Raw genomic sequence first — 22798 nt, 5'->3', positions numbered from 1 at the left:
ATGGCCTGGCTCGCCGGCTGCCGACGCCTCCACCGTCGCTACGAACGCAAAGCCGAACACTTCCTCGCCTTCACCAGCATCGCCTGCACCCTCATCTGTTACCGCAGACTCACCAAATGAGATGACTTCTTAGGGAGTGGCGGCGCGGTTCAGGCAGTGGTCGACGAGGGCGTGCATGCGGGGTACCGGGAGGGACGGGTTGCTCGCGGCGCCCTCCGCGGTGCGGGGGTCGGCGAGCAGGGCCTCCAAGGCCTGCGGCGTCAGGCTCGGGTTCGCGGCGGCGGCCCGGCGCACCGACGCGTCGGGGTCGTCCAGCGGGGGCGCGGCCAGGGCGGGATCGGCCGCGGCCAGGGCGCGCACCTCGGGATCCGGGTGGCCGACGAGGCCGGTCAGGCCGGTGCGGGGGAACGCGGGCAGGGTCAGCAGGTGGGGACGGTGGGCCGGGCGGGTGACGAAGACGTCCAGGAGGAGCTGCGGCGGGGCCAGGGGGTGGTGGCAGGCCAGCCGGATCCGTACCTCCTCGTCCTGGTCCCGGGCGAGTGTCCCGACGAGTTCCGCGGGCAGGTCGGGCCGGCTCGCGGCGACCTGACGGAGCACCGGTCCCTCGGACACCGCGCAGGCGGCGAACCAGTCGGGGGAGGGCTGGGCGTCGGGCTCGGCGTCGGGCTCGGTGGTCGGGCACGCGCAGTCCGGGCCATGCCCGATGACCGCGTCGATCGCCCCGTACTCGGCCCAGGTGCGGGGGAAGGGGTGGAGGCGTGCGCGCATCCGCACGTCGTCGTCCGGGTCCTTCCTCAACTCCGCCACCAGGTCCGGTCCCAGGTCGGGCCGGGCGGCGACCGTCTCGCGGACCTCCGCCTCGGGGTGGCGGGCGAGCCGGGCGACGGCGTAGGCCGGGGTGTGGCGGTTCCGGGCGAGGGGGCGCACCGTGCCGTCCGCGAAGCACTGCTCGACGAGCACGGGAGACAGGGCGCACCTGCCGAGCACGAAGGGCCTGCTGCGCGAGCCGACGGACGACAGCCTGGCCTCCACCCGTTCCGGGTCCAGCTCCCAACTCCTGTCCTGCGCCGCTTCACGGACTGCGGGGTCCGGATCGTCGAGCAGCCCCGCCCGCTGCGCCGGGGTGAGCGACGCCCACCTCCAGGTGGCCCGTATCCGGAGTTCGGGGTGTTCGCGGACGGCCATGGAGCGGTAGAAGGACTGCGGGATCTGCCGGGACGATTCGAGCTCCGAGATGATCTCGTCCTCGGTGACCTTGCCGTCCTCGCCCCCGTCCCGGGCGGTCAGGAGGGTGACGAGGATGTCGTCCGGCAGCGGCCGAACCCATCGGGGGTGGGGTCGGGAGCCGCCGGCGAGCCACCCGCGGACGAGTCCCGACGGGTCCGTTGCCAAGGGGGCGAGCCGCGCCGGGTCGACGCACCGGTTGCGGGCGAGCGCGCGGCGGATGACCGTGTCCGGATGGCGCAGCACCGCGTCGATGACGGCGTCGGGCAGGTCACGGCCCTCGCACATCAGCAGGGCGGCCTGACCGGCCGCCCGGTCCACCAGGCGTACCAGTACGTCGGAGGGCGCCGCCCGGTTGAAGGCGAGGCCGCGCAGCCACAGTTCGGGGAGGGGTTCGGACACCGCGTCATCCTGCCCGCTCCCGCTTCCGGACCGGGCCGGTGGGGCCCCCTCGTCCGAGGCGCCGGCCCGCTGCTGCGGGCCGGCGTCGGGTCTTTCGGCGGGCCGGGGTCAGTGCCAGAGGTTCTTGCGCTGCTCGCGCAGGCCTTCGAAGGAGTCGAGGTCCGGTACGGTCCAGCCGTCGAGGTCGTACTCCTCCAGGCACTGTTCGGCGAAGCCGCGGTAACCGTCGAGCTGACCGCTGGCCGCCTGGGCCTGGTAGATGTCGGTGCGCACCTGCTCGTGGTTGCCCGAGTAGTTGCGCTCGTACAGCTCGTGCCGGCCGCCGAACTCGGTGCCGACCGCGTCCCAGAGCAGCTTCATGAGCTTGACCCGGCTGACCGAGTCGTAGCCGTTGGAGCCGCGCACGTACTTGTCGAGGTAGGGGCGGATCTCGGGGTTGGCAAAGTCCTCGGCGCTGGAGTTGATGTAGATCAGGCCACTGGCCACGTCCTGCTGGATGATCTCCTTGATGCGCGGGTAGCCGATGGTCATGAACCAGCGGTAGGCCATGCCGTAGTCGAGCCGGGGCAGCAGCGCGCCGTTCTTCCACTCCTGCGGGTTGCGCGCGGAGGCGTCGCTGAGCGCCCAGAACATGTTGCGCCAGGCCAGGACCTCGCCGACGCGGGCCTGGATGCCGCGGAAGTCCTTGCTGCCGGTCATGTCGACGGCCTTGAGCAGCAGGCCCGCGATGAAGTCGATCTTCACGGCCAGGCGGATGGCGCCGTGGAAGGTGAGCCGCTCCAGGAAGCCGGACTGGGGGGCGAAGCCGTTGACCTTGTCGACGTCCCCGTAGAGGAAGACGTTCTCCCAGGGGATGAGGACCTTGTCCATCACGAAGATGGTGTCGTTCTCGTCGAGCCGGCTGGAGAGCGGGTAGTCGAAGGGGCTGCCCATGACGGCCGCGGTCGCCGCGTAGGACGGGCGGCAGATCAGCTTCAGGCCGGGCGAGCCCATCGGGAGCGTCGCGACCAGCGCGAACTTCTTGTCCCGCAGCGGCAGGCCGTAGTGCGAGATGAAGTTGAAGTGGGTGATGGCCGAGCCGGTGGCGACGACCTTCGCGCCGGAGACGATCAGGCCGTTGTCGGTCTCCTTCTCCACGTGCACGAAGACGTCCTGCACCTGCTCGGTGGGCAGATGGCGGTCGACGGGCGGGTGGATGATCGCGTGGTTCCAGAAGAGGACCTTCTCCTGGGACTCCTTGTACCAGCGGCGGGCGTTGTCCTCGTAGGGGGCGTAGTACTCGCTGTTGGCGCCCAGGGTGCCGAGGAAGGCGGCCTTGTAGTCGGGGCTGCGGCCCATCCAGCCGTAGGTCATCCGGGCCCACTCGGCGATCGCCTCGCGGTCCTCGACGAGGTCCTGGACGCTGCGCGGGGTCCGGAAGAACTTGTGGGTGTAGCCGCCGCTGCCGGTGTCGGTGCGGGTGGTGAGCACGTCACGCCGGGCCGGGTCGTGCAGGGCGTTGTAGAGGCGGGCCGTCATGAGGGCGGAGTTGCGGAAGGCGGGGTGTGCGGTGACGTCCTTGACCCGGTCCCCGTAGAGGTAGATCTCGCGGTCGTCGCGCAGGCTCTCCAGGTACTCGTCGCCGGTCATCGGCCGGGTGACCGGAGCCTGAGGGGCGCGGGGAGCCTGGGGGGCCTTCGGCTCCGCGTCGCCGTTCTGTCGCGTCATGTCCTTTTCCTTGTCCGGTCAATGACCCTGGGGGAGTGGGTGGTGGTCGTCGCGGCCCTGCTCCGCCGGTGCCTCACACGGGCCGCGCGCCGGTGAGCGCGGCGAAGTCCGCCGTCCACCCGTGGGCGGGACCGTCGAGGGAGCCGGTCCAGGCGGCTTCGCCGGAGGGGCGGCGGAACTCGCCGAGTTCCCCGGCGTGGAAGACCAGAGGGGGTCCGCCGGGCGCGTCGAAGGCGGTGACCTCGCCGACGTGGAGCACGTGGTCGCCGCCGTCGTACGAGGCCCAGGGGACGCACGTGAAGTGCGCGACGGCGCCGGCGAGGCGCGGCGCGCGTTCGGGGCCGTCCCAGGCGATGTCGGCGCCGGCGCCGTCGCCCCGCCCGGCGAACAGGAGGGCGAGGTCGCGCTGGTCGGCGCCGAGGACGTTGACCCCGAAGGGGCTGCCGGCCAGCCGGTCGCACGTACGGCTGCGCCGGTCCAGGGAGACGAGCACCAGCGGCGGGTCCAATGACACCGAGGTGAAGGAGCTGACGGTCGCGCCGTACACGGCCGTCCCGTCCGCGGTGGTGACGACGGTGACGCCCGAGGCGAACTGTCCCAGGCAGTTCCTCAGCGCGCGCTGGTCAAGACTCACGGGCTTCTCCTCGGCGGAAGGCGGGCGCGGAAAACAGGGAATCGAATTTCGTTCACATCACGTGACACACCGAATGCAGCGCCGAATGAGACGCCGAATGGCCAGTCGAATGGCCAGTCGAATGACATGCCGGATGGAACGGAATATGGAACAGAATATGGAACGACCTCACTCGGGCATTGTTCCAGGGACCTCTGAAGAACCGGTCCAGGGATATTTCCGGCCACTTCCACTCTTGACGAGGACCCGCTCGGCGTTTTAGTTTTCCGCACGTCACCGCAGGTCGTCGGGGCCCGGTGAAATATCGCCCGACACTGCCCGTACCCAACCGAGGGACGCATCATGCGAATCCAGGTAGATGTCAACGAGGCCATGCAGGACTATGTCGCCAGCATTTCGCTGCGCGAGCCCGACCTGCTGCGCGAACTGCGGGAGAAGACTTCGAAGCTTCCGCTTTCCCTGATGCAGATCTCGCCGGAGCAGGGTCAGTTCCTTTCCGTTCTGGTGAAGGCGATCGGCGCGAAGCGGGCCTTGGAGGTCGGCGTCTTCACCGGATACAGCCTGCTGGCGACGGCCTTGGCCCTGCCGGCCGACGGCCACGTGACCGCCCTCGACATCAGCGAGGAGTGGACGGACATCGCGCGGGACTTCGCCGCTCGGGCCGGAGTCGCGGACAAGATCGACCTCCGGATCGGCGACGCACGCGAGTCCTTGGCGGCGCTGCTGCGCGAGGACGGCGCGGCCGGTTCGTACGACTTCGTCTTCATCGACGCCGACAAGGAGAACTACGGCGCGTACTACGAGGCCGCGCTGACGCTGCTGCGCCCCGGCGGCCTGATCGTCGTCGACAACGTGCTGTGGCACGGGGCCGTGCTCGACGAGACCAAGCAGGACTCCGAGACGGTCGCGCTGCGCGCCTTCAACGCCCGGGTCCGCGACGACAAGCGGGTCGAGCTGAGCGTGCTGCCCTTCGCGGACGGCCTGACCTTCGCCCTCAAGCGCTGACCCTCCGCCCTCCCGTCCGTCCCCTCCCGTCCATCGGCCCCCGGGCCGGAGCCCCAAGAAGGTATGACCATGGCGCAGCACGACCCGGCCGGCCTGCTCCGGCGCCGTTTCCTGATCGGAGCCGCCGGAGTGGGCGGCGCCTCGGTGCTCGGCCTGCAGGGAACCGCTCACGCCGCGGCTCCCGCCGCCACCACCACCGCGACGACCACCACCACGGTCGGGCCCGTGTCGGTGACCTCCGCGGACCAGCAGTACCCGGACCTGGTGCGGGCGCTCAACGCCCGGTACGTCGCCGGCCCGGAGTCCGTGAAGGTCATCGACTCGCCGTCGCAGGTCGCGCCGATCATCACCGAGGCGGTCAAGGCCAACAAGCGGGTGACGATACGCAGCGGTGGGCACTGCCTGGAGGACTTCGTCTACAACTCCTCCACGCAGGTCGTGCTCGACCTGTCGAACATGAACGGCGTCTACTACGAGCCCGCCAAGAACGCGATCTGCGTGGAGGCCGGCGCCACCCTCCTGGACGTGTACTCGAAGCTGTACGCGGCCTGGGGCATCACGATCCCCGGCGGCATCTGCTATTCGGTGGGCATGGGCGGTCACGTCAGCGGTGGCGGCTGGGGCATGCTGGTGCGCCGCAACGGCCTGGTCGTCGACCACCTGTACGCCGTCGAGGTGGTCACCGTGGCCGCCGACGGCAGCGTCAAGACGGTCCACGCCACCCGTGAGGCCACCGACCCGCACCGTGAGCTGTGGTGGGCGCACACCGGGGGCGGCGGCGGCAACTTCGGCGTGGTGACCCGCTACTACTTCCGCTCGCCGGGCGCCACCGGGACCGACCCGAGGGGTCTGCTGCCCAAGCCGCCGGCCGAGGTGCTGTTCAGCGCCGTGTCCTGGTCGTGGAGCGACCTGACGCGCGAGGAGTTCGTGCGGCTCGTGCAGAACTACTCCTCGTGGCACGTCGCGAACATCGGGCCGGACAGTCCGAACCGCTTCGTGACCAGCTTCATGCTGCTCAACCACAAGTCCAACGGGCAGATAGGCCTGATCACGCAGGTCGACGCGGCGGCCCCGAACGCGCAGCAGCTGCTGGACAACTACCTCGCGTACATCAACCAGGGGGTCAACGCCGTCCGGGGCGCCCTGACCTCGCCGATGGGCGAGGTGGCCGCGATGCCGCAGTTCGCGGCGGCGCGCCGGCTGCCCTGGCTCCAGGCCACCCGCTTCGCCGGCACCACGAACCCGCAGCTCAACGACCCGACGTTGCGGGCCGAGTACAAGTCGGCGTACATGAAGGCGAGCTTCCCCGCAGCCCAGGCCGAGAGCCTGTACAAGCACCTCACGCGGACCGACATCGACAACCCGAAGATCAACATCCAGCTGACCCCGTACGGCGGCATGACCAACGCGGTCGCCGAGGGCGACACCGCCGTGGTGCACCGGGGCGCGGCCTTCAAGATGTTGTGGTCGGTGCTGTGGAACGAGGCCTCCGAGGACGCGAAGTACATCGCGTGGACGCGGGAGAGCTACGAGGAGACGTACGCCGACACCGGCGGCGTCCCGGTCCCCAACGCGGTGACCGACGGCTGCTACGTCAACTACCCGGACGCGGACCTGAGCGACCCCCAGCGCAACCGGTCCACGGTGCCGTGGCACCAGCTGTACTACAAGGGGAACTACCCCAGGCTGCAAGAGGCGAAGAAGAAGTACGACCCGCGCGACTTCTTCCGCCACACGCAGTCGGTGCGGCTGCCGGGCGCCTGACGAGTACGAGCGCAATTCTCTGGACGCCCTGCCCCGGATTCGATCTTTAGCGTGGCAGGCACAAGGCTTGGTCACGGAGGGGTTGGGACGATGGGTCAGGGCTCGGGCGGAATGCGTAGGCGGAACTTCCTCGCGGGGGGCGCGGCGGCGAGCGGTGCCGCGCTGTTGACGGGCACGGGGCTCTCCTCGCCCGCCGCGGCGGCCGAGGGGGGCGCCACGGTGGAGCCGATCACCGCGGTGACCCCGGCGGACAAGCGGTACAAGGACCTGGTCCGCGGTTGGAACCAGCGCTGGGTGGCCTCGCCGGAGGCGGTCTACCTGGCCGAGTCCACCGCGCAGGTCCAGCAGGTGGTGCAGAAGGCCGTGACGGCCGGCAAGCGGCTGACGGTGCGCGGCGGCGGGCACTGCTGGGAGGACTGGGTCTTCAACCCCGACGTCCGCGTCATCCTCGACATGACCAAGATGAACAAGGTCTACTTCGACGCCGCCAAGAACGCGATCTGCGTCGAGTCCGGGGCGCAGCTCCTGAACGTGTACGAGCGGATGTACCGGACCTGGGGCGTGGTCGTCCCGGCCGGCATGTGCTTCCAGGTCGGCGCCGGCGGGCACGTCAGCGGCGGCGGCTGGGGCATGCTCTGCCGTCAGCTGGGCCTGGTCGTCGACCATCTGTACGGCGTGGAGGTGGTCTCCGTCGATGCCGACGGCACGGCCAAGGTGCACGTCGCCACCCGTGAGGCGGAGGACCCGCACCGCGACCTGTGGTGGGCGCACACCGGGGGCGGCGGCGGCAACTTCGGGGTCATCACCCGCTTCTGGTTCCGTTCTCCCGGCGCGACCGGCACCGACCCGGCCAAGCTGCTGCCGCAGCCGCCGGCCGAGGTGCTGGTCAGCGCGGTGTCGTGGCCGTGGGCGGAGATGACCAAGCCCCGGTTCGCGCGCCTGGTCAAGAACTACGGCGACTGGCACGCCAAGTACCTCAAGGCCGGCACCGTCAACGACAACCTGGTCAGCATGCTGGCGCTGAACCACAAGTCGAACGGGTACATCGGTCTGATCACCCAGTTGGACGCGACGGTCCCGAACGCGGACCAGGTCCTGAGCGACTTCCTGGCGGCCATGACGGCGGGCCTGGACGTGGCGCCGCAGCCGCTGGCCACCCACATGGGCGAGCTGTCGGCCATGCCGGAGCTCGCGCGGCCGCGGCGGATGCCGTGGCTACAGGCCGCCCGGTACCTCGGGACGACCAACCCGACGTTGAACGACCCGAGCCTCAAGGGCGACTTCAAGTCCTCGTACTACCGCACGGCCATGCCGGACGCGCACATCGACGAGTTCTACAAGCACCTGACGCGGGACGACCTGAACAACGCCACGGCCTCGGTGCTGCTCAGCTCCTTCGGTGGCAAGGTCAACTCGGTCGCCCCGGACGCCACCGCGGCCCCGCACCGCGAGGCGGCGTACAAGGCGGCGTGGATGATCTGGTGGACGGAGCCGACCGACGAGGCGAAGTCGCTCCAGTGGATCCGCGAGTTCTTCCACGGGGTGTACGCCGCCACGGGCGGTGTCCCGGTGCCCGACGCGGTGACCGACGGCTGCTACGTCAACTACCCGGACATCGACCTGCACGATCCGGCGTACAACAAGTCGACGGTGCCGTGGCACACGCTCTACTACAAGGGGAACTACCCGAGGTTGCAGCAGGTCAAGAAGAAGTACGACCCGCGCGACGTCTTCCGCCACAGCCAGTCGATCCAACTCCCGACGCCGTGACGGACACGGACCGCATCACGTACGGCCCCCGGCGCTCCGCCGGGGGCCGTACGGCCGTGCGCGGGGGTGGTTGGCCCGCGGTGCTCGCGGTCGCGTCGGGGTCGTTCGCCCTGGTGCTCTCGGAACTGCTGCCGGTCGGCGCGCTGAGCGAGATCGGCGCCGACCTGGGCCTGTCCACCGGGACGACCGGCCTGTTGGTCGTGGTGCCCGGGTTGGCGGCGGCCGTGGCGGCGCCGCTGCTGACGGTGCTCTCACGGGGGCTGGACCGGCGGCCGGTGCTGTGGGCCCTGGCCGCCGCGACGGGGGTGGCGGACCTCGTCTGCGCCCTGGCCCCGAACCTGGCGGTGATGCTGGTCGGGCGGGTACTGCTGGGGCTGGCGCTGGGCGGCTTCTGGGCCGTGGGGGCCGCGGTGGCGCCGCGGTTGGTGCCGCCCGGCTCGGTGCACCGGGCGTCCTCGCTGGTCACCGCCGGGATCTCGGTGGGGACCGTGGCGAGTCTGCCGCTCGCGGCGTTGGCCGGGCGGACCACGGGCTGGCGGAGCGCGTTCTGGGTGGCGGGCCTGCTGGGGGTGGCCGCGCTGGTCGCCCAGATCCGTTGGCTGCCGTCGCTCGCGGCGCCGTCCGCGACGGGGTGGAAGGCCCTGTCCGCGGTGCCGCGCCTGCCCGCGGCCCGGGCCGGCCTGTTGGCGACCGCGTTCGTCTTCCTCGGCCAGTTCGCCGCCTACACCTACATCGCCCCCTACCTGGAACGGCACGCGCACTTCGGGGCCGGTGCGCCCGCGCTGCTGCTCGGGTACGGGGTCGCCGGCATCGCCGGCAACTTCCTGGCCGGGCTGACCCTCGCGCGGTCCGTGCGCGGGACCATCGGCGCGGCCGCGGCCGCGCTCGCGGTGGTCGCCGCGCTGCTGCCGCCGTGTGCCGGATCGCCGGTGGCGGTGTGCCTGCTGGTGCTGGTCTGGGGCGCCCTCTTCGGGGCGCTGCCGCTGAGTCTGCAGACCGCGATGCTGAAGGCCGTTCCCGCGGCGCCGGAGAGCGGCGCGGCGGTCTTCGTGAGCGTCGTGCAGGTGTCGCTGGCGATGGGTTCGCTGCTGGGGGGCGCGGTGGTCGACGCGCGCGGCATTCCGGCGAGCCTGACCCTCGCGGCCGTACTCGCGGCAGCCGCCGCGCTGGTGGTGGCGGCGCTGCCGCGGCGCCGACCGGCCGGAACGTCACCGCAACAAACGGTGGTGTGAGGGGTCGGTGGCCCGGGCGAGCCTGGGGGGACACGCTGCTCGCCGGAAGCCCGGTCGAGCGTTCCCCCTTGGAGGAGACATGGCTGTCCACCCCGGCGAGGTCTACTACAACCCCCGGTGCCGGGAGAAGATCGTCATCCGGACGCCGGCCGCGCGGACCGGCGGCGAGCGGGCGGTCATGGACCTGTACGTGGAGCCGGGCGGCTTCGCGGCGGGCTACCACACGCACCCGTTCAGCGAGGAGATCTTCACCCTCGTGCGCGGCAGCCTGCGGGTGCACCTGGGCGGACGCGACGTCATCCTCGACCAGGTCGGGCAGACCGTCACGGTTCCGGCCGGAACGGTGCACCGTTGGTTCGGCAACACCGAGGAGGAGACCTCCTTCGCGGTGGTCGAGCTCGTCAACCGGGCCGACCGCTTCGAGCAGCTGATCCTGCGCCAGCTCTTCGGTCTGGCCCAGGACGGCAAGACCGACGCCGAGGGGCGGCCGAGCCTGCTCCAGCACGCGGTGACGATGCGGGAGTTCTCCGACGTCCTGCGCTTCACCGACCGGCCGTGGCCGGTCCAACGCCTGGTCAACGGCGCGCTGGCCCCGCTGGCGCGGCTGCTGGGCTACCAGGCCTGCAATCCGGACTACCTGGAGCGCCGCCCGCTGGAGGTGGCGCGGCTGGAGGAGCTGCCCGACGCGGTGGTGGCGAACCTGTCTCCGGCGGCGGCCGGCCGGGTGTGAGGGCGCCGCCCCCGCGGGGGCGGCACGCCCGGTACGCGAGAACGGAAGGACCCCGGTGGCCAGGCCACCGGGGTCCTTCCGTCGTCCGGTGGGCCCGCACCGCACGCGGCGGGCCCACCCAGGGGTGTGACTCGGGTCGGGTCAGAAGGTCTTGACGAAGCCGGCGTCGACGGCGAAGTCGGCTCCGGTGGTGCTGGCGGAGCGGGGGGAGGCCAGCAGCAGGACCGCGTCGGCCACTTCCTGCGGGTCGATGAGGCGGCCGGTGACCTGGCCCATCATCTGGGGGGCGATGGACTCCATGACGCTGTCGCGGTCGGCGCCCGCCATTCCGGCGATGACGTCGGCCGCGCCGCCCTCCTCGGTCCACCAGGCGGTGAGGACCGCGCCCGGGGAGACCGTGTTGACGCGCACGCCCTGGGAGCCGAACTCCTCCGACAGCGCCTTGGTGAGGTTCGAGAGGCCCGCCTTGGCGGCGCCGTACTCGACGTTGACCGGGGCGGGCTGGCGGGCCATGCCGGTGGAGATGTTGACGATGGAGCCGCCACCGCGCTCGATCAGGTGGGGGATCGCGGCACGGATCGCGCGGACGACCGCGAACAGGTTGAACTCGAAGATCGACTGCCACTGGCCGTCGTTGCTGTCGAAGAAGCCGGTGCGCGGCATGGTGATGCCGGGCGGCGGGCCGCCCGCGTTGTTGACGAGGATGTCGAGGCCGCCGAAGTGCTCGACCGCGCGGGCGATGACCTGCGCGGGGGCCGCCGGGTCCGTCAGGTCGGCCGACACGTGAAGGAGGTCCGGGCCCGCGAGCTGCTCCAGTTCGGGGGTGTTCTTGCGGGAGACCGCCACGACCCGGGCGCCCTCCTGCAGCAGCGAGCGGGTGACGGCCAGTCCGATGCCCTTGGAGGCGCCGGTGACGACGGCTACGCGGCCGGAAAGCTTGAGATCCATGGTTGTCCTTCTTCTGATCGGGCCCTCACCCGGGAGGCCGGGGGAAGAGCTCTTTCGTGCGCTCTCGTCGGGTTGAACACCGGCGGCGGCGAACGGGTTGCACGGCCCGGCGCGTGCAACCGGGGTCGGGGTGGCGGGGTTCTGTCCGGCAACAGCCCCCGCCTCTTCCCAGGAGTCAGCCATGCCCGAGTCCGCACGATGTCGCCGCGGGTCCGTGGTGGCCCTGGTGTCCTTCGCCCCGTTGTTGGCGAACGCGGACGCGGGGCTCGTGGTGCTGGCGCTGCCGGACATCCAGCGCGACCTGTCGATGAGCCTGGCGGGCGCGCACTGGGTGACGAACGTGTACGTCCTCCTGGTGGGCGGGCTACAGCTGCTGGGCGGACGGCTGTGCGACCGGGCGGGGGCGCGCCGGCTGCTCCTGGGGTCGCTGGCCGCCTTCGCGGTCGCCTCGGCGGCGTGCGGGGCGGCGCCGAGCGGCGCGGCGCTGCTGCTGGCCCGGGCGGGGCAGGCGGGGGCCGCGGCGCTGATGGTGCCGGCGGCCATGTGCATCCTGCTGAGCGGGGCGGCCGGCCCGGCCGAGCGGCGCCGGGCGTTGGCCCTGTGGGCGGCCTGCGGGGGCGTCGGATCGGTCGCGGGGGTGCTCGCGGGGGGTCTGGCGGTGAGCTGGCTCGACTGGCGCTGGGCGTTCCTGTTGAACGTGCCGCTCGCGCTGGGTGCGCTGGTGGCGGGGCGGCGGCTGTGTCCCCCCGACGAGGTGCGCCCCCGGGAAGGGGTGCTGGACTTCCCGGGGGCGTTCCTGCTCGTGGGGGCGCTGATGTCGTTCGTGTACGCGCTGGTGGGGGTCACCGAGTACGGGTCGGGGGCGCGCACCTGGGCGGTGCTCGCCGTTTCGGCGGTGTTGGGGGCGCTGTTCCTGCGGCGGCAGCGGCGGGCCGCCGATCCGCTGCTGCCGGCCGCGCTGCTGCGGGACCGGGCGCTGGCGGCGGGTTCGCTCGGCATAGTGTTCGTCGCCGCGGCCACGGGTCCGGTGGTGTTCGTCGGCAGCGTCTACCTCCAGCGCGTCCACGGGTACGACGCCTGGACGGCGGGCTGCGCGCTGTTGCCGGTGGTGGGTGGGATCGTCCTGGTGGGGCGGGTGTGCTCCCGCATGCTGGGGCGTCTGGGGCCGCGCGTTCCGTGTCTGGTGGGTTGCGGGCTGACGGGGGCGGGTCTGCTGCTGCTGACGCAGGTCTCCGCTACCTCGCCGTACCTGACCGGGCTGCTGCCGGGGCTGGCGCTGGTCGGTGCGGGCCTGCCGTTCCTGTGGATGGCCTGCGAGACGGCCGCCGTGTCGGGGGTCGGCCGGGACGAGGTGGGGGCGGCGGCCGGGGTGGTGCAGTGCGCGGGGCAGCTCGGTGCGGCGGTGGGGTTGGCGCTGGCGGTGACCGTGTACGGCTCCGCGGCGGGGGGCGCGGGGGGAGCGGGGGATCCGGCCGTGCTGAGCACGGGGGCCAGTCGGGCCTTCTGGGTGTGCGTGGTGTTGATGGTGTGCGCGGCCCTGACGGCGCAGTTCGGTCTGCGTCCGCGACGGGAGGCCGCGCTGCCCGTTTACGCGCCCAGCAGTACGGGGCGGGCTCCGGACCAGTCGGCGGTCGCGGTGAGCGGCTGAGCGGTCGGCCGGTGCGGCAGGTGGACGACCGCGTCCAGGGCGAGGGGGAATTCTCCCGTGGAGGGCGGCTCCAGCCGGGGGTGGCCGGCGAGGATGTCGGTCATGAGCCGGTGGATGCCCCGGCCGGGGTGGGTGTCGAGTTCCTCGCGCAGGACCAGGCGCAGCCGGTGGAAGGCGGCGAGGGCGTCGGCCTGGCGGCCGGAGCGGTAGAGGGCGAGCATGAGTCGGCCGGTGAGTCGCTCGTCGGTGAGGTCCTGGTGGACGAGGGCGCACAGTTCGGCGAGCAGCTGGTGGTGGCGGCCCAGGCGCAGCTCGGCGCCGATGCGCTGGTCGAGGGCTTCCTTGCGGTCGTGTTCGATCGCGGCGAGGGTGGCGCGCAGCAGGGGGCCGGCGGGGGCGTCGATGAGGTTCTGGCCGCTCCACATTGCGTGGGCGGCGCGTATCTCGCCCGCTCCCGCGTCGAGGTCGCCGGTGTCGAGCAGGACCCGGCCGGCGCGGACGCGGCGTTCGTACAGGTGGAGGTCGAGTTCCCCGTCGTGGACGCGCAGGACGTAGCCCTGGTCGCGGGTGACGAGGCGGCCCGCGGCGGTGGCCGCGGCGGCGGTGCCGCCGCCCTGGAGGATGCGGCGCAGCTGCATGACGTAGGTGTGGACGGCGGCGACGGCGCGGGGCGGTGGGCTGTACTCCCACAGCTCCTCGACGAACTGGGCCATCGACACGACGTGGTTGGCGTTCATGAGGAGGAGGGCGAGCATCTGGCGGTGCTTGGGCGCGCTGGGTGTTCTGTCGTCTCCGTTCTCGGTGACGGACATGGGCCCGAGTACAGAGAATTGCATAACCCCTCCACGGATATCCGAACTACGGTCGACCACGCTTCGACCGTAGCGACAGTCCGCCATGGGATGCAGAACCCGGGCGCCACTTTGGCAACTCTCGCGCGCGCTGATTTTCGCGCCCCGGATAAGCGGAATTGTTGATTCTCCGTTTATCCGGCGCGCGCAAGGAATTTCCGGTTAATAGCCGGTGACGAGCGCGAGTACCGCGCCGGGGTCCTTCGGGGGCCGATTGCCGCGCCAGGCCACGTGCTGGTCGGGACGTACGAGGACCAGGTCCCGTCCGTACAGTTCGCGCGCGGCCGGATCGTGGACGCGCAGCACCGAGAGCGGGACGCCCCGTTCGCGGGCGGCCTCCTCGAAGCCCGAGGTGTCGGGGTGGATGGCGCACAGGCTCAGCAGGGTGAAGCCGGCGCCGAACCGGTCGAAGAGGGAGGCCCGCCCGCCGGCCCCGTCCCCCTCCTCCAGCCGGCCGTCCCCCTCCTCCAGCCACAGGTGCGGCGCCCGGCCGCCGGGGACCCCGGAGGGCGTGTACGTGGTGAACGCGTCCGGCGGCGGCGCGTCCCCGCCCGCGTCCACGACGGGTGACGCGTCGTAGCGGGCGCCCAGTTGCACGCCGATGGTGTCTAGGGTGAGCAGGCCGTACTCGGCGAGGCGGGCGCCGGTCTTCTGCCGCGCGGCGCGCCCCTCGGCGGTGTCCGCCTCCAGCGCGGCGGGGCGTTCGATCGCGCCGAGTCCGATGTTCAGCTCGCGCGCGGCGGTGGTGTTGCGCAGGGCGACGGGCCGCCGCTCGGCCTCGTACGACGGCAGCAGACCCGGTCCGGCCCAGCCCTGGACGGCCGCGGCCAGCTTCCAGGCGAGGTTGGCGGCGTCGTCGACGCCGGTGTTCATGCCGAAGCCGCCGTTGGGGGTGAACAGGTGGGCCGCGTCGCCCGCCAGCCAGGTGCGGCCGGCCCCGAAGCGTTCGGCGACCAGCGCCGCGCCCGGGGTCCAGGCGCGGCGGCTGAGGACTTCGACGTCCAGGGGGACCCCGGCGGCGCGGCGGACCAGGGCGGCGAGGTCCTCGTCGGCGGCGCCGTCGGGGTCGGCCGAGCTGGTCAGCAGGAAGAACTCGTCGGCGCCGTCGAGGGCGATGAGGTTGAGGGCCAATTCCTCGTTGAAGACCCAGTTGCTCCATCCGGCGCGCTCGCGCAGGAACTCCGCGCGCAGGCCGGGCACGCGCAGGTGCGCGGCGGTCGCGCGGCGGCCCAGTACGTCCTGGTCGAGGGTGCCCTCGCCGGTGTAGGCGATGCCCAGCGAGCGGCGTACGAGGCTGTGTCCGCCGTCGCAGCCGGCCACGAAGTCGGCGTGCCAGGTGCGCGGGCCGTCCGGACCGTCCGCGGTGACCTCGACGCGGTCGGGGTGTTCGGCGAGGGCGGTGACCCGGTGGCCGTAGCGCAGCGTGATGCGCGGCCGGGTGCCGGCGTGCTCCCACAGCAGGCGCTCGACGTACATCTGGTTCGCCCGGTGCATGGGCTCGGGAACCTGGTCGGTGCGGTCGGCCGCGGCCACGTGGGCGCGGACGGCGTCGGGGCCGGGCCAGGGCAGGTCGGCCAGCAGGTGGCCGGCGTAGCGGGTGAAGAAGGAGATGCCGGCGCTGTGGCCGCCGGGCAGACCGAGCGCGCGGACGCGGGGGGCGAGGCCGAGCCTGCGGTAGTGCTCCATCGTGCGGGCGCCGTGGGTGCTGCCGCGCGGCTCGGCCTGGACCGCGTCCGCGGTGTCGAAGACCACCGACTCGACTCCGTGGTGGTCGAGGAAGAGCGCGAGCAGCAGTCCGACGGGTCCGCCTCCGACGACAGCGACCGGCGTGTGTGAGGGGCGGTCCATCGAACGGGCCTCCAGCCTGAGTTCATGCGAAAGGGGCGCGGGGCATCGTCCCAATCCCTTCTGAAGGATGAATAGAAGTGCTGTTGGGAGAATTCTCGGATTTCCTCTCCAGAGGATCTTTAGATGCCCCCTGGACACTCTGTGCCGGACCGGCCCGAATGTTGGAAACCGTCAGCGGAGTGTGAGGTATTACATGTTTCTCCTCGGCACGCACCGATCCGTCGTGCAACGCCTGCGCCTCACCACCGACCGGGAACTGGGTGCGGGGAACTTCTTCTGGCACGCCTGGAGGATTTCCGCCGACCGTGATCGTCCGCTGTTGTTCCACCCCGATGTGAACGTGCCCGGATGGGAGGACCGGGAGTTGAAGGGGCTTTCCCTCAACGACATCCGGATCACGGTCATCAGGTACGCGAACTGGTACCGCACCCAGGGCGTGACCTCCTCCTCCCACGTGGGCCTCTACACCCGGCACGGGTTGTTCGGGCTGCTGCACCACATCGCGGTGACGAGCCTGGGCGCGGCGGCCGTGCACTGCAATCCCCGGATGGCTCCGCAGACGGCGTCCGACTACTTCCTGCGGACCGGGGCCGGTCTGATCGTGGGCGATCCCGATCTGCTCAAGGACCTCACCCAGGCCTGGGAGGCCTCGGGCAGCACGGCGCCGCGCCTTCAGGACGTCCACGCGCTGGACACGCGGGCGGTACGACCGCCCGCGCCGCTGGCCTCCTTCCCGCACCGGCACACGGCCGACGACCTGGTGATGATCTCCCACTCGTCGGGGACGACCGGCCGCCCCAAGGCGCCGGTGTTCCACCACCGCTCGTTCTTCATCGGCAAGCGCGAACGGCTGTGGACCTTCCCCTCCCGGCGGACCGACCGGCTGCTGACCGCCCTGCCGCACAGCCACTCGGCGGGCATCAGCTACCTGTCCCTGGCCCTGCTGCTGGGCATCCCCACCCTGGTCCTGGACGGCGCCGACGGCGACCGGGTGGCGCGGGCCGTCAACGCCTTCAAGCCCACGATCGTTCTCGGCTTCCCCCTGACCCTCGCCGAGATCGACCCGACCGCGATCCGCCCGGAGGCCGCCCGGCACGTCCACACCTGGAACGGCATGGGCGACGCCTCGCACGAGCGGCACATCCGCCCGCTGGTGGCCCTCGGCGCCGAGGGCGCCGGCTCGACCTACCTGGACGGCCTGGGCTCCTCCGAGATGGGCATGGTGCTCTTCAAGGCCGCCCACTCCGCCCGTACGAACCGCTACGGGCGGCTCATCGGCAGCCCCGCCCGGGTGGTCCGCAAGGCGGCCGTGCTCGATGCCGACGGCCGCGAACTGCCCGTCGGGCAGGCCGGGATGCTCGGCGTTCGCACCCCCAGCGTCACCCCCGGCTACTGGGACGACCCGACCTTGAACGAGGAGTCGCTGCTCAGCGGCTTCTTCCTTACCGGTGACATCGTCCGCAAGGACGCCGAGGGCAACTGGTACCACCTCGACCGCACCCCGGACGTCATCCACGCGGCGGCCGGCGACGTCTACAGCCTGCCCCTGGAGGAGGTCGTCCTGACCTCCACGCAGGCGCTGGACACGGCGGTCGTCGCCGTGGCCGACCCCCAACACCCCGGCAAGGACTGCCCGGCCGCCGTCGTCCACTACGCCGACGGGGTCCGGCGCAGCGCCGCCGACCTGCTCGCCGTCTGCAACGACGCCCTGGACGCGGCGGGGCTGCCCCGGCTGCGCGCCCTGGTCCTCGCCGAGGAGCGCGACCAGCTTCCGGTGGGCGTGACCGGCAAGGTCCTCAAGCGCGTGCTGCGCGAGCGCCACCGCGACGTACTGACCGGCCCGGCCGGCGAGGCCGTCGCGCGGTCCGCCGCCTCCGCCTGATCCCTCCGGGGGCCCGTCCGATCTCCTCGGGCCCGCCTGATCCCTCCTCGGCCCGTCTGATCCCCCCTCAGCCAGCTGCCCCACGAAGGACGGTCATGCTCGACCAGAAAGCAGTCCGCCGCGTTGTCGACATCATCACCGGAACCTGGCAGTCGCAGGCCCTGTACGCGGCGGTCGCCTTCGACCTCGCCGACCACATCGCCGCCGGTCACGTCACTGACGAGGCGCTCGCCGCGCGGACGGGGGCGAACCCGGGGGCCCTGCCCCGGCTGATGCGGCTGCTGACGGCGATGGACGTCTTCGAGAGCACCCCCGACGGCTACCGACTGACGGCGACCGGCGACCTGCTGCGCGGGGACTCGGACCGCTCGATGCGGGACATGGTGCGCATCTACGGCGAGGAGTTCCACCAGGCGTGGGGCGCGGTGGTGCCCGCCGTGCGCACCGGGACCTCCGGCTTCCAGCACGCCTTCGGCAAGACGCTCCACGAGTACCTGCGCGACCCGGAGGCGGGCGCCAAGTTCCAGCGGGCCATGAACGCGGGCAACGTCTTCTTCCCGGACGTGATCGAGGCCTTCGACTTCGGTTCCTGCGCAAGCGTGGTCGACGTCGCCGGCGGCAGCGGCATGCTCCTCGGCACGGTCCTACGGGCCCACCCCGAACTGCGCGGCGTCCTGTTCGACCAGCCGCACATGGTGCCGGTGGCGACGGCGCACCTGGACGAGGCGGTGGGCCCCGGCCGGTACGAGACCCGGGCCGGCGACGTCTTCCGGTCCGTGCCCGCCGGCGCCGACGCCTACCTGCTCTCGCGGGTCCTCCAGGACTGGGACGACGCGCGCTGCGTGACCCTGCTGTCCAACATCCGTACGGCGATGCCCGCGTCCGGCCGGCTGCTGGTCCTGGAGCGGGTGATCCCCGACCACGGGGAAACGATCCTGCCCCTGCTGTGGGACCTGCACCTGCTGATGGCCGCGGGAGGTGGTGAGCGCGACCTCGCCGGATACCGCGGCCTGCTGACGGCGGCGGGGCTGCGGCTGGAGTCCGTACACGGCCTGTCGCTCGAAACCAGCCTGCTGGTCGCGGTTCCCGCGTGACCACGCGCACGCCCTCCCCTTCCACCTGTATCGGAGTAGCGAGATGAGCAGCGGGAACCTCACGGTCTGTGTCGTCGGCGCCGGGCCTCGCGGCCTGTCGGTCCTGGAGCGGATCTGCGCCAACGAGCGCAAGTCGTCCGCCGGCCCCTCGGTGACGGTCCACGTGGTGGACCCCTGCCGACCCGGCCCCGGAAGGGTGTGGCGCACCGCGCAGTCGCGCGAACTGCTCATGAACACGGTGGCCTCGCAGGTGACCGTCTACACGGACGACAGCGTGGAGATGGAAGGTCCCGTCGAGGACGGCCCGAGCCTGTACGAGTGGTCCTCCTCCCTCTCCCTGCCGGGCGTCGCCGCCGAGCCGCGCGGCGCCCGGGACGGCGCCTTCCTCGCCGAGGCGGGACGGCTGGGCCCGGACTCGTACCCGAGCCGCGCCCTGTACGGCCGCTACCTGGAGGACGCCTTCGACCGGGTCGTCGCCGAGGCCCCCGCGCACGTCACCGTCCGGGTGCACCGCGCGCGGGCCGTCGGGCTCGACGAGGCCGGCCCCGCCGGGGCGCAGCGGCTGACGCTGTCCGACGGGACCCGCCTGTCGGGCCTCGACGCGGTGGTCCTCGCCCTGGGGCACGTGCCCGCGCGGCCCAGTGCCCACGAGGCGCGGACGGCCGAGGAGGCGCAGAGCCGGGGGCTGACGCACATCCAGCCCGCCAATCCGGCCGACGTGGACCTGTCGGTGCTGCCCGCCGGCGAGGGCGTGCTGTTGCGCGGGCTCGGCCTGAACTTCTTCGACCACGTGGCGCTGCTGACCACCGGCCGCGGTGGCCGCTTCGAGCGGGTGGCGGGACGGCTGCGCTACCTGCCCTCGGGTGAGGAGCCCAAGCTGTACGCGGGGTCGCGGCGCGGTGTCCCGTACCACGCGCGCGGCGAGAACGAGAAGGGCGCGCACGGCCGTTACCTGCCGCGGCTGCTCACGCCGGAGCTGATCGAGAGGCTCCTCGCGCGGGCCGTGGACGGCGAGCGGGTGCACTTCGGCACCGACGTGTGGCCGCTGGTCGCCAAGGAGGTGGAGAGCGTCTACTACGGCACGCTGCTGACCGCCCGGGGGCGCGACGCCGAGCGGGCCGGCTTCGAGGAGCGCTACCTGGCGGCGCCCTCGGGCGCGGACGACGCCCACAGCCCGCAGGAGAACGAGCTGCTGGACGCGTACGGGATCGAGCGCGGCGCGCACTGGAACTGGGGCAGGATCTCCCTGCCGTACGGGCGCCGCGTGTTCGCCGACCGGAGCGACTTCCACGGCTGGCTGCTGGAGCACCTGGCCGGGGACATCCGCGAGGCCCGCGCGGGCAACGTCAGCGGGCCCCTGAAAGCGGCCCTGGACGTGCTGCGCGACCTGCGCAACGAGATCCGGCTCGTGGTCGACCACGGCCGGTTGGAGGGCAACTCCTACCGCGACGACCTCCAGGGCTGGTACACCCCGCTCAACGCCTTCCTGTCGATCGGGCCGCCCGTCTCGCGCATCGAGGAGCTGGTCGCGCTCATCGAGGCCGGTGTGGTGGAGCTGGTCGGGCCGGGGGTGCGGATACGCGTCGACCCGGACACCGCCGGCGGACCCGCCTTCGAGGCGACCTCCGACCGGGTGGGCGGGGAGCCGGTGCGTGCCCGCGCCCTGATCGAGGCCAGACTGCCGGAGCCGGACCTGCGACGGACCGCGGACCCGCTGCTGGCGGGGCTGCTCGCGGCCGGGGAGGTGGCCCCGTACCGGATCGCCGGGATCTGCGGCACGAGTTACGAGACGGGCGGCGTGGCCGTCACCGAGCGCCCGTACCGGGTCGTGGACGCGCAGGGCCGCCCCCATCCGCGCCGCTTCGCGTACGGGGTCCCCACCGAGGCCGTGCACTGGGTCACCGCGGCCGGCATCCGGCCCGGGGTCAACTCGGTCACGCTCGGCGACTCCGACTCCATCGCCCGCGCGGTGCTCGACCTGACGCCGACGGGCGACCCCGCCGCGGCCCGCACCGGGGTCCGCGAGCAGGCGCCGGCCGAGGCCGACTTCTCGGAGGTGACGAGGTGACGGGGGCGCCGCGGCGCGCCCCGGCCGACACCGCGGCGCCCGCCGGGGCGGACACGGGACTGCTGTCGCCGGTCCGAGCGGGCACCCCCGTGGAGGCGGCCGTCGCCGACGAGGCGTGGTTGCGGGCCATGCTGGACGCGGAGGCGGCGCTGGCCCGGGCGCAGGCCCGACTGGGCACGCTGCCGCCGACCGCCGCCGAGGCCATCACCGCCGCCGCCGGCACCGACCGCTTCGACGCGCGGGCCCTGGCCCTGGCCTCGCGGGAGACGGCCAACCCGGTGGTGGGGCTGGTCCGGGAGCTGGGCCGGGTCGTCGCCGAGACGGATCCGAAGGCGGCCGAGTACGTGCACCGGGGCTCCACGAGCCAGGACGTCTTCGACACCGGGGCCATGCTGGTCGCCCGGCGTGCCCTGGCCCTGATCCGCGCGGACCTGGGCCGGACCGCCCGGGCGCTGGCGAACCTGGCCGCCCGGCACCGCGACACCCCGATGGCGGGGCGGACGCTGGCGCTGCACGCCGTACCGACGACGTTCGGCCTGAAGGCCGCCGGATGGCGGGAGTTGGTCCTCCAGGCCGACCGCCGGCTGGGCGTGGTGGAGGCCGACCTGCCGGTGTCGCTCGGCGGAGCCGCGGGGACCCTGGCGGGCTACCTGGAGTACGCGGCCCTCGACGGCCCGAGGGGGGCGCCGTCGTCGTCGCAGCCCTCGTCACAGGCCTCGTCACACGCGGTCCCGGACGTGGGCGGCGACGTAGGCGCCGGGGACTACCTCGACCGGCTCGTCGACGCGTTCGCGCGGGAGACCGGCCTGGCCCGCCCCGTGCTGCCGTGGCACGCCCTGCGCACCCCGCTCGCCGACCTGGCCGCCGCGCTGGCCTTCACCACCGGGGCCCTCGGAAAGATCGCCGTCGACGTGCAGTCGCTGGCGCGCACCGAGGTCGGCGAGGTCGGCGAACCGGCCGTGGCCGGGCGCGGCGGCTCCTCCGCCATGCCCCACAAGCGCAACCCCGTACTGGCCACCCTGATCCGCAGTGCCGCGCTCCAGGTACCGGCGCTCGCCGGCGCGCTGACGCAGTGCCTGGTCACGGAGGACGAGCGGTCCGCCGGGGTCTGGCACGCCGAGTGGAACCTGTTGCGCGACTGCCTGCGGCTGGCCGGCGGCGCCGCGCACACGGCCGTCGAACTGGCCGAGGGGCTGGTGGTGCGGCCCGAACGGATGCTCGCCAACCTGTCCCTGACCGGCAGCCAGGTGGTGTCCGAACGGGTCGCGGCGGTCCTTGCACCGCTGCTGGGCCGGAACAGGGCCAAGGCCCTGCTCACCGAAGCCTCCCTGAGCGCCGAGGAGACGGGCAGCCCCCTGCACACCGTCCTCGCGGCGCTGCCCGAGGTCGCCGCCCACCTCGACGACCGGAAGTTGGCCGCACTGCTGGATCCGGCCGCCTACACGGGCGCCGCCGGCGCCCTCGTCGACCGGGCCCTGCGCCCGGCCGCCGATCCGCGTCCCACCGTCCTCCCCAGGAGTTGACATGTCCCGTCGCCTGTTCACCTCGGAGTCCGTCACCGAGGGCCACCCCGACAAGATCGCCGACCAGATCAGCGACACGATCCTCGACGCGCTCCTCACCGAGGACCCGACCTCGCGCGTCGCCGTGGAAACCCTCATCACCACCGGTCTCGTCCACATCGCGGGCGAGGTCACCACGAAGACCTACGCGCCGATCGCCCAGCTCGTCCGCCAGAAGATCATCGACATCGGCTACGACTCGTCCGCCAAGGGGTTCGACGGCGCCTCCTGCGGTGTCTCCCTCTCCATCGGCGCGCAGTCCCCGGACATCGCGCAGGGCGTCGACACCGCCTACGAGACGCGCGTCGAGGGCTCCGCCGCAGGTGAGGAGGAGGAGGACGAGCTGGACAAGCAGGGCGCGGGCGACCAGGGCCTGATGTTCGGCTACGCCTGCGACGAGACGCCCGAGCTGATGCCGCTGCCGATCCA

The 22798-nt window shown here is 72.5% G+C and carries 17 protein-coding genes and 1 pseudogene; 12 read left to right on the top strand and 6 right to left on the bottom strand.

All coding sequences use genetic code 11. From position 1 onward, the window contains the following. Window positions 1-120, top strand: a pseudogene (locus ACIOD1_RS34730) (IS5/IS1182 family transposase); the annotation flags it as partial. 9 nt (window positions 121-129) lie between these two features. On the opposite strand, the gene ACIOD1_RS34725 reads toward ACIOD1_RS34730, so the two are convergent. The 3 genes from ACIOD1_RS34725 to ACIOD1_RS34715 all read right to left on the bottom strand — a co-directional run bounded on the left by ACIOD1_RS34725 (window position 130) and on the right by ACIOD1_RS34715 (window position 3967). Next, window positions 130-1626: a hypothetical protein gene (locus ACIOD1_RS34725; protein WP_401907139.1), complete on the bottom strand. Its 1497-nt coding sequence runs from the start codon at window positions 1624-1626 to the stop codon at window positions 130-132. Window positions 1627-1734: 108 nt separating this feature from the next. Beyond that, entirely contained in the window at window positions 1735-3255 is a 1521-nt protein-coding gene (locus ACIOD1_RS34720; RefSeq protein WP_365629403.1) for a 4-hydroxyphenylacetate 3-hydroxylase N-terminal domain-containing protein, read from the bottom strand. A gap of 151 nt (window positions 3256-3406) precedes the next feature. Continuing rightward, complete coding sequence (locus ACIOD1_RS34715; protein WP_401907137.1) at window positions 3407-3967, bottom strand: flavin reductase family protein; 561 nt, start codon at window positions 3965-3967, stop codon at window positions 3407-3409. Window positions 3968-4309: 342 nt separating this feature from the next. Between ACIOD1_RS34715 and ACIOD1_RS34710 the strand changes: the two genes are divergently transcribed. From ACIOD1_RS34710 to ACIOD1_RS34690, 5 genes are all read left to right on the top strand, one after another. Then, window positions 4310-4972, top strand: coding sequence for a class I SAM-dependent methyltransferase (locus tag ACIOD1_RS34710; protein ID WP_365629352.1), 663 nt, complete (start codon window positions 4310-4312; stop codon window positions 4970-4972). Window positions 4973-5041: 69 nt separating this feature from the next. Further along, the gene (locus tag ACIOD1_RS34705) at window positions 5042-6736 is read left to right on the top strand and encodes an FAD-binding oxidoreductase (protein WP_401907135.1); all 1695 of its coding nucleotides are present in this window, start codon (window positions 5042-5044) and stop codon (window positions 6734-6736) included. A 111-nt stretch (window positions 6737-6847) separates the two neighbouring features. Next, window positions 6848-8506, top strand: a complete 1659-nt coding sequence (locus ACIOD1_RS34700) for an FAD-binding protein (RefSeq protein WP_365629358.1) — start codon at window positions 6848-6850, stop codon at window positions 8504-8506. After that, window positions 8503-9738: an MFS transporter gene (locus ACIOD1_RS34695; protein WP_401907133.1), complete on the top strand. Its 1236-nt coding sequence runs from the start codon at window positions 8503-8505 to the stop codon at window positions 9736-9738. Before ACIOD1_RS34700 ends, ACIOD1_RS34695 begins: the two co-directional genes overlap by 4 nt. 79 nt (window positions 9739-9817) lie before the next feature. Beyond that, window positions 9818-10468 carry a cupin domain-containing protein gene (locus ACIOD1_RS34690; RefSeq protein WP_365629364.1) on the top strand — a complete coding sequence of 217 codons (651 nt, stop codon included), beginning with the start codon at window positions 9818-9820 and terminating at the stop codon, window positions 10466-10468. 141 nt (window positions 10469-10609) lie between these two features. On the opposite strand, the gene ACIOD1_RS34685 is transcribed toward ACIOD1_RS34690, so the two are convergent. Next, window positions 10610-11416: an SDR family NAD(P)-dependent oxidoreductase gene (locus tag ACIOD1_RS34685; protein ID WP_365629367.1), complete on the bottom strand. Its 807-nt coding sequence runs from the start codon at window positions 11414-11416 to the stop codon at window positions 10610-10612. Between the two features lie 181 nt (window positions 11417-11597). Between ACIOD1_RS34685 and ACIOD1_RS34680 the strand changes: the two genes are divergently transcribed. Further along, window positions 11598-13064 carry an MFS transporter gene (locus ACIOD1_RS34680; RefSeq protein ID WP_401907130.1) on the top strand — a complete coding sequence of 489 codons (1467 nt, stop codon included), beginning with the start codon at window positions 11598-11600 and terminating at the stop codon, window positions 13062-13064. Here ACIOD1_RS34680 and ACIOD1_RS34675 read toward each other — a convergent pair. Beyond that, entirely contained in the window at window positions 13004-13876 is an 873-nt protein-coding gene (locus ACIOD1_RS34675; protein ID WP_365629373.1) for an AfsR/SARP family transcriptional regulator, read from the bottom strand. The genes ACIOD1_RS34680 and ACIOD1_RS34675 overlap by 61 nt on opposite strands. 201 nt (window positions 13877-14077) lie before the next feature. After that, window positions 14078-15763: an FAD-dependent monooxygenase gene (locus ACIOD1_RS34670; RefSeq protein ID WP_365629376.1), complete on the bottom strand. Its 1686-nt coding sequence runs from the start codon at window positions 15761-15763 to the stop codon at window positions 14078-14080. A gap of 223 nt (window positions 15764-15986) precedes the next feature. Between ACIOD1_RS34670 and ACIOD1_RS34665 the strand changes: the two genes are divergently transcribed. From ACIOD1_RS34665 to ACIOD1_RS34645, 5 genes are all read left to right on the top strand, one after another. Further along, window positions 15987-17645, top strand: a complete 1659-nt coding sequence (locus tag ACIOD1_RS34665) for a class I adenylate-forming enzyme family protein (RefSeq protein ID WP_401907128.1) — start codon at window positions 15987-15989, stop codon at window positions 17643-17645. A 95-nt stretch (window positions 17646-17740) separates the two neighbouring features. Continuing rightward, a complete protein-coding gene (locus ACIOD1_RS34660) occupies window positions 17741-18739 on the top strand; it encodes a methyltransferase (RefSeq protein WP_365629382.1) in 999 nt (332 codons plus the stop codon). A 43-nt stretch (window positions 18740-18782) separates the two neighbouring features. Beyond that, on the top strand, window positions 18783-20807 hold the full coding sequence (locus ACIOD1_RS34655) for an FAD/NAD(P)-binding protein (RefSeq protein WP_365629385.1): 2025 nt from the start codon (window positions 18783-18785) through the stop codon (window positions 20805-20807). Then, complete coding sequence (locus ACIOD1_RS34650) at window positions 20804-22330, top strand: lyase family protein (protein ID WP_365629388.1); 1527 nt, start codon at window positions 20804-20806, stop codon at window positions 22328-22330. Before ACIOD1_RS34655 ends, ACIOD1_RS34650 begins: the two co-directional genes overlap by 4 nt. 1 nt (window position 22331) lies before the next feature. Continuing rightward, window positions 22332-22798: S-adenosylmethionine synthetase N-terminal domain-containing protein (locus tag ACIOD1_RS34645; protein ID WP_401907127.1), on the top strand; the 467-nt coding region annotated here is incomplete at its 3' end.

It is taken from the genome of Streptomyces sp. NPDC088097 (genome assembly GCF_044741845.1).
GTDB lineage: Bacteria > Actinomycetota > Actinomycetes > Streptomycetales > Streptomycetaceae > Streptomyces.
Note: the sequence above shows the minus strand (reverse complement) of the source record. Positions and strands in the feature narration are given on the sequence as shown.

Bases quoted from the DNA above. Each gene is read 5' to 3' on its own strand.
- ACIOD1_RS34675 (WP_365629373.1), bottom strand. From the start codon at position 13,876: ATGTCCGTCACCGAGAACGGAGACGACAGAACACCCAGCGCGCCCAAG.
- ACIOD1_RS34670 (WP_365629376.1), bottom strand. From the start codon at position 15,763: ATGGACCGCCCCTCACACACGCCGGTCGCTGTCGTCGGAGGCGGACCC.
- ACIOD1_RS34720 (WP_365629403.1), bottom strand. From the start codon at position 3,255: ATGACCGGCGACGAGTACCTGGAGAGCCTGCGCGACGACCGCGAGATC.
- ACIOD1_RS34710 (WP_365629352.1), top strand. From the start codon at position 4,310: ATGCGAATCCAGGTAGATGTCAACGAGGCCATGCAGGACTATGTCGCC.
- ACIOD1_RS34685 (WP_365629367.1), bottom strand. From the start codon at position 11,416: ATGGATCTCAAGCTTTCCGGCCGCGTAGCCGTCGTCACCGGCGCCTCC.
- ACIOD1_RS34705 (WP_401907135.1), top strand. From the start codon at position 5,042: ATGGCGCAGCACGACCCGGCCGGCCTGCTCCGGCGCCGTTTCCTGATC.
- ACIOD1_RS34655 (WP_365629385.1), top strand. From the start codon at position 18,783: ATGAGCAGCGGGAACCTCACGGTCTGTGTCGTCGGCGCCGGGCCTCGC.
- ACIOD1_RS34660 (WP_365629382.1), top strand. From the start codon at position 17,741: ATGCTCGACCAGAAAGCAGTCCGCCGCGTTGTCGACATCATCACCGGA.
- ACIOD1_RS34700 (WP_365629358.1), top strand. From the start codon at position 6,848: ATGCGTAGGCGGAACTTCCTCGCGGGGGGCGCGGCGGCGAGCGGTGCC.
- ACIOD1_RS34690 (WP_365629364.1), top strand. From the start codon at position 9,818: ATGGCTGTCCACCCCGGCGAGGTCTACTACAACCCCCGGTGCCGGGAG.
- ACIOD1_RS34680 (WP_401907130.1), top strand. From the start codon at position 11,598: ATGCCCGAGTCCGCACGATGTCGCCGCGGGTCCGTGGTGGCCCTGGTG.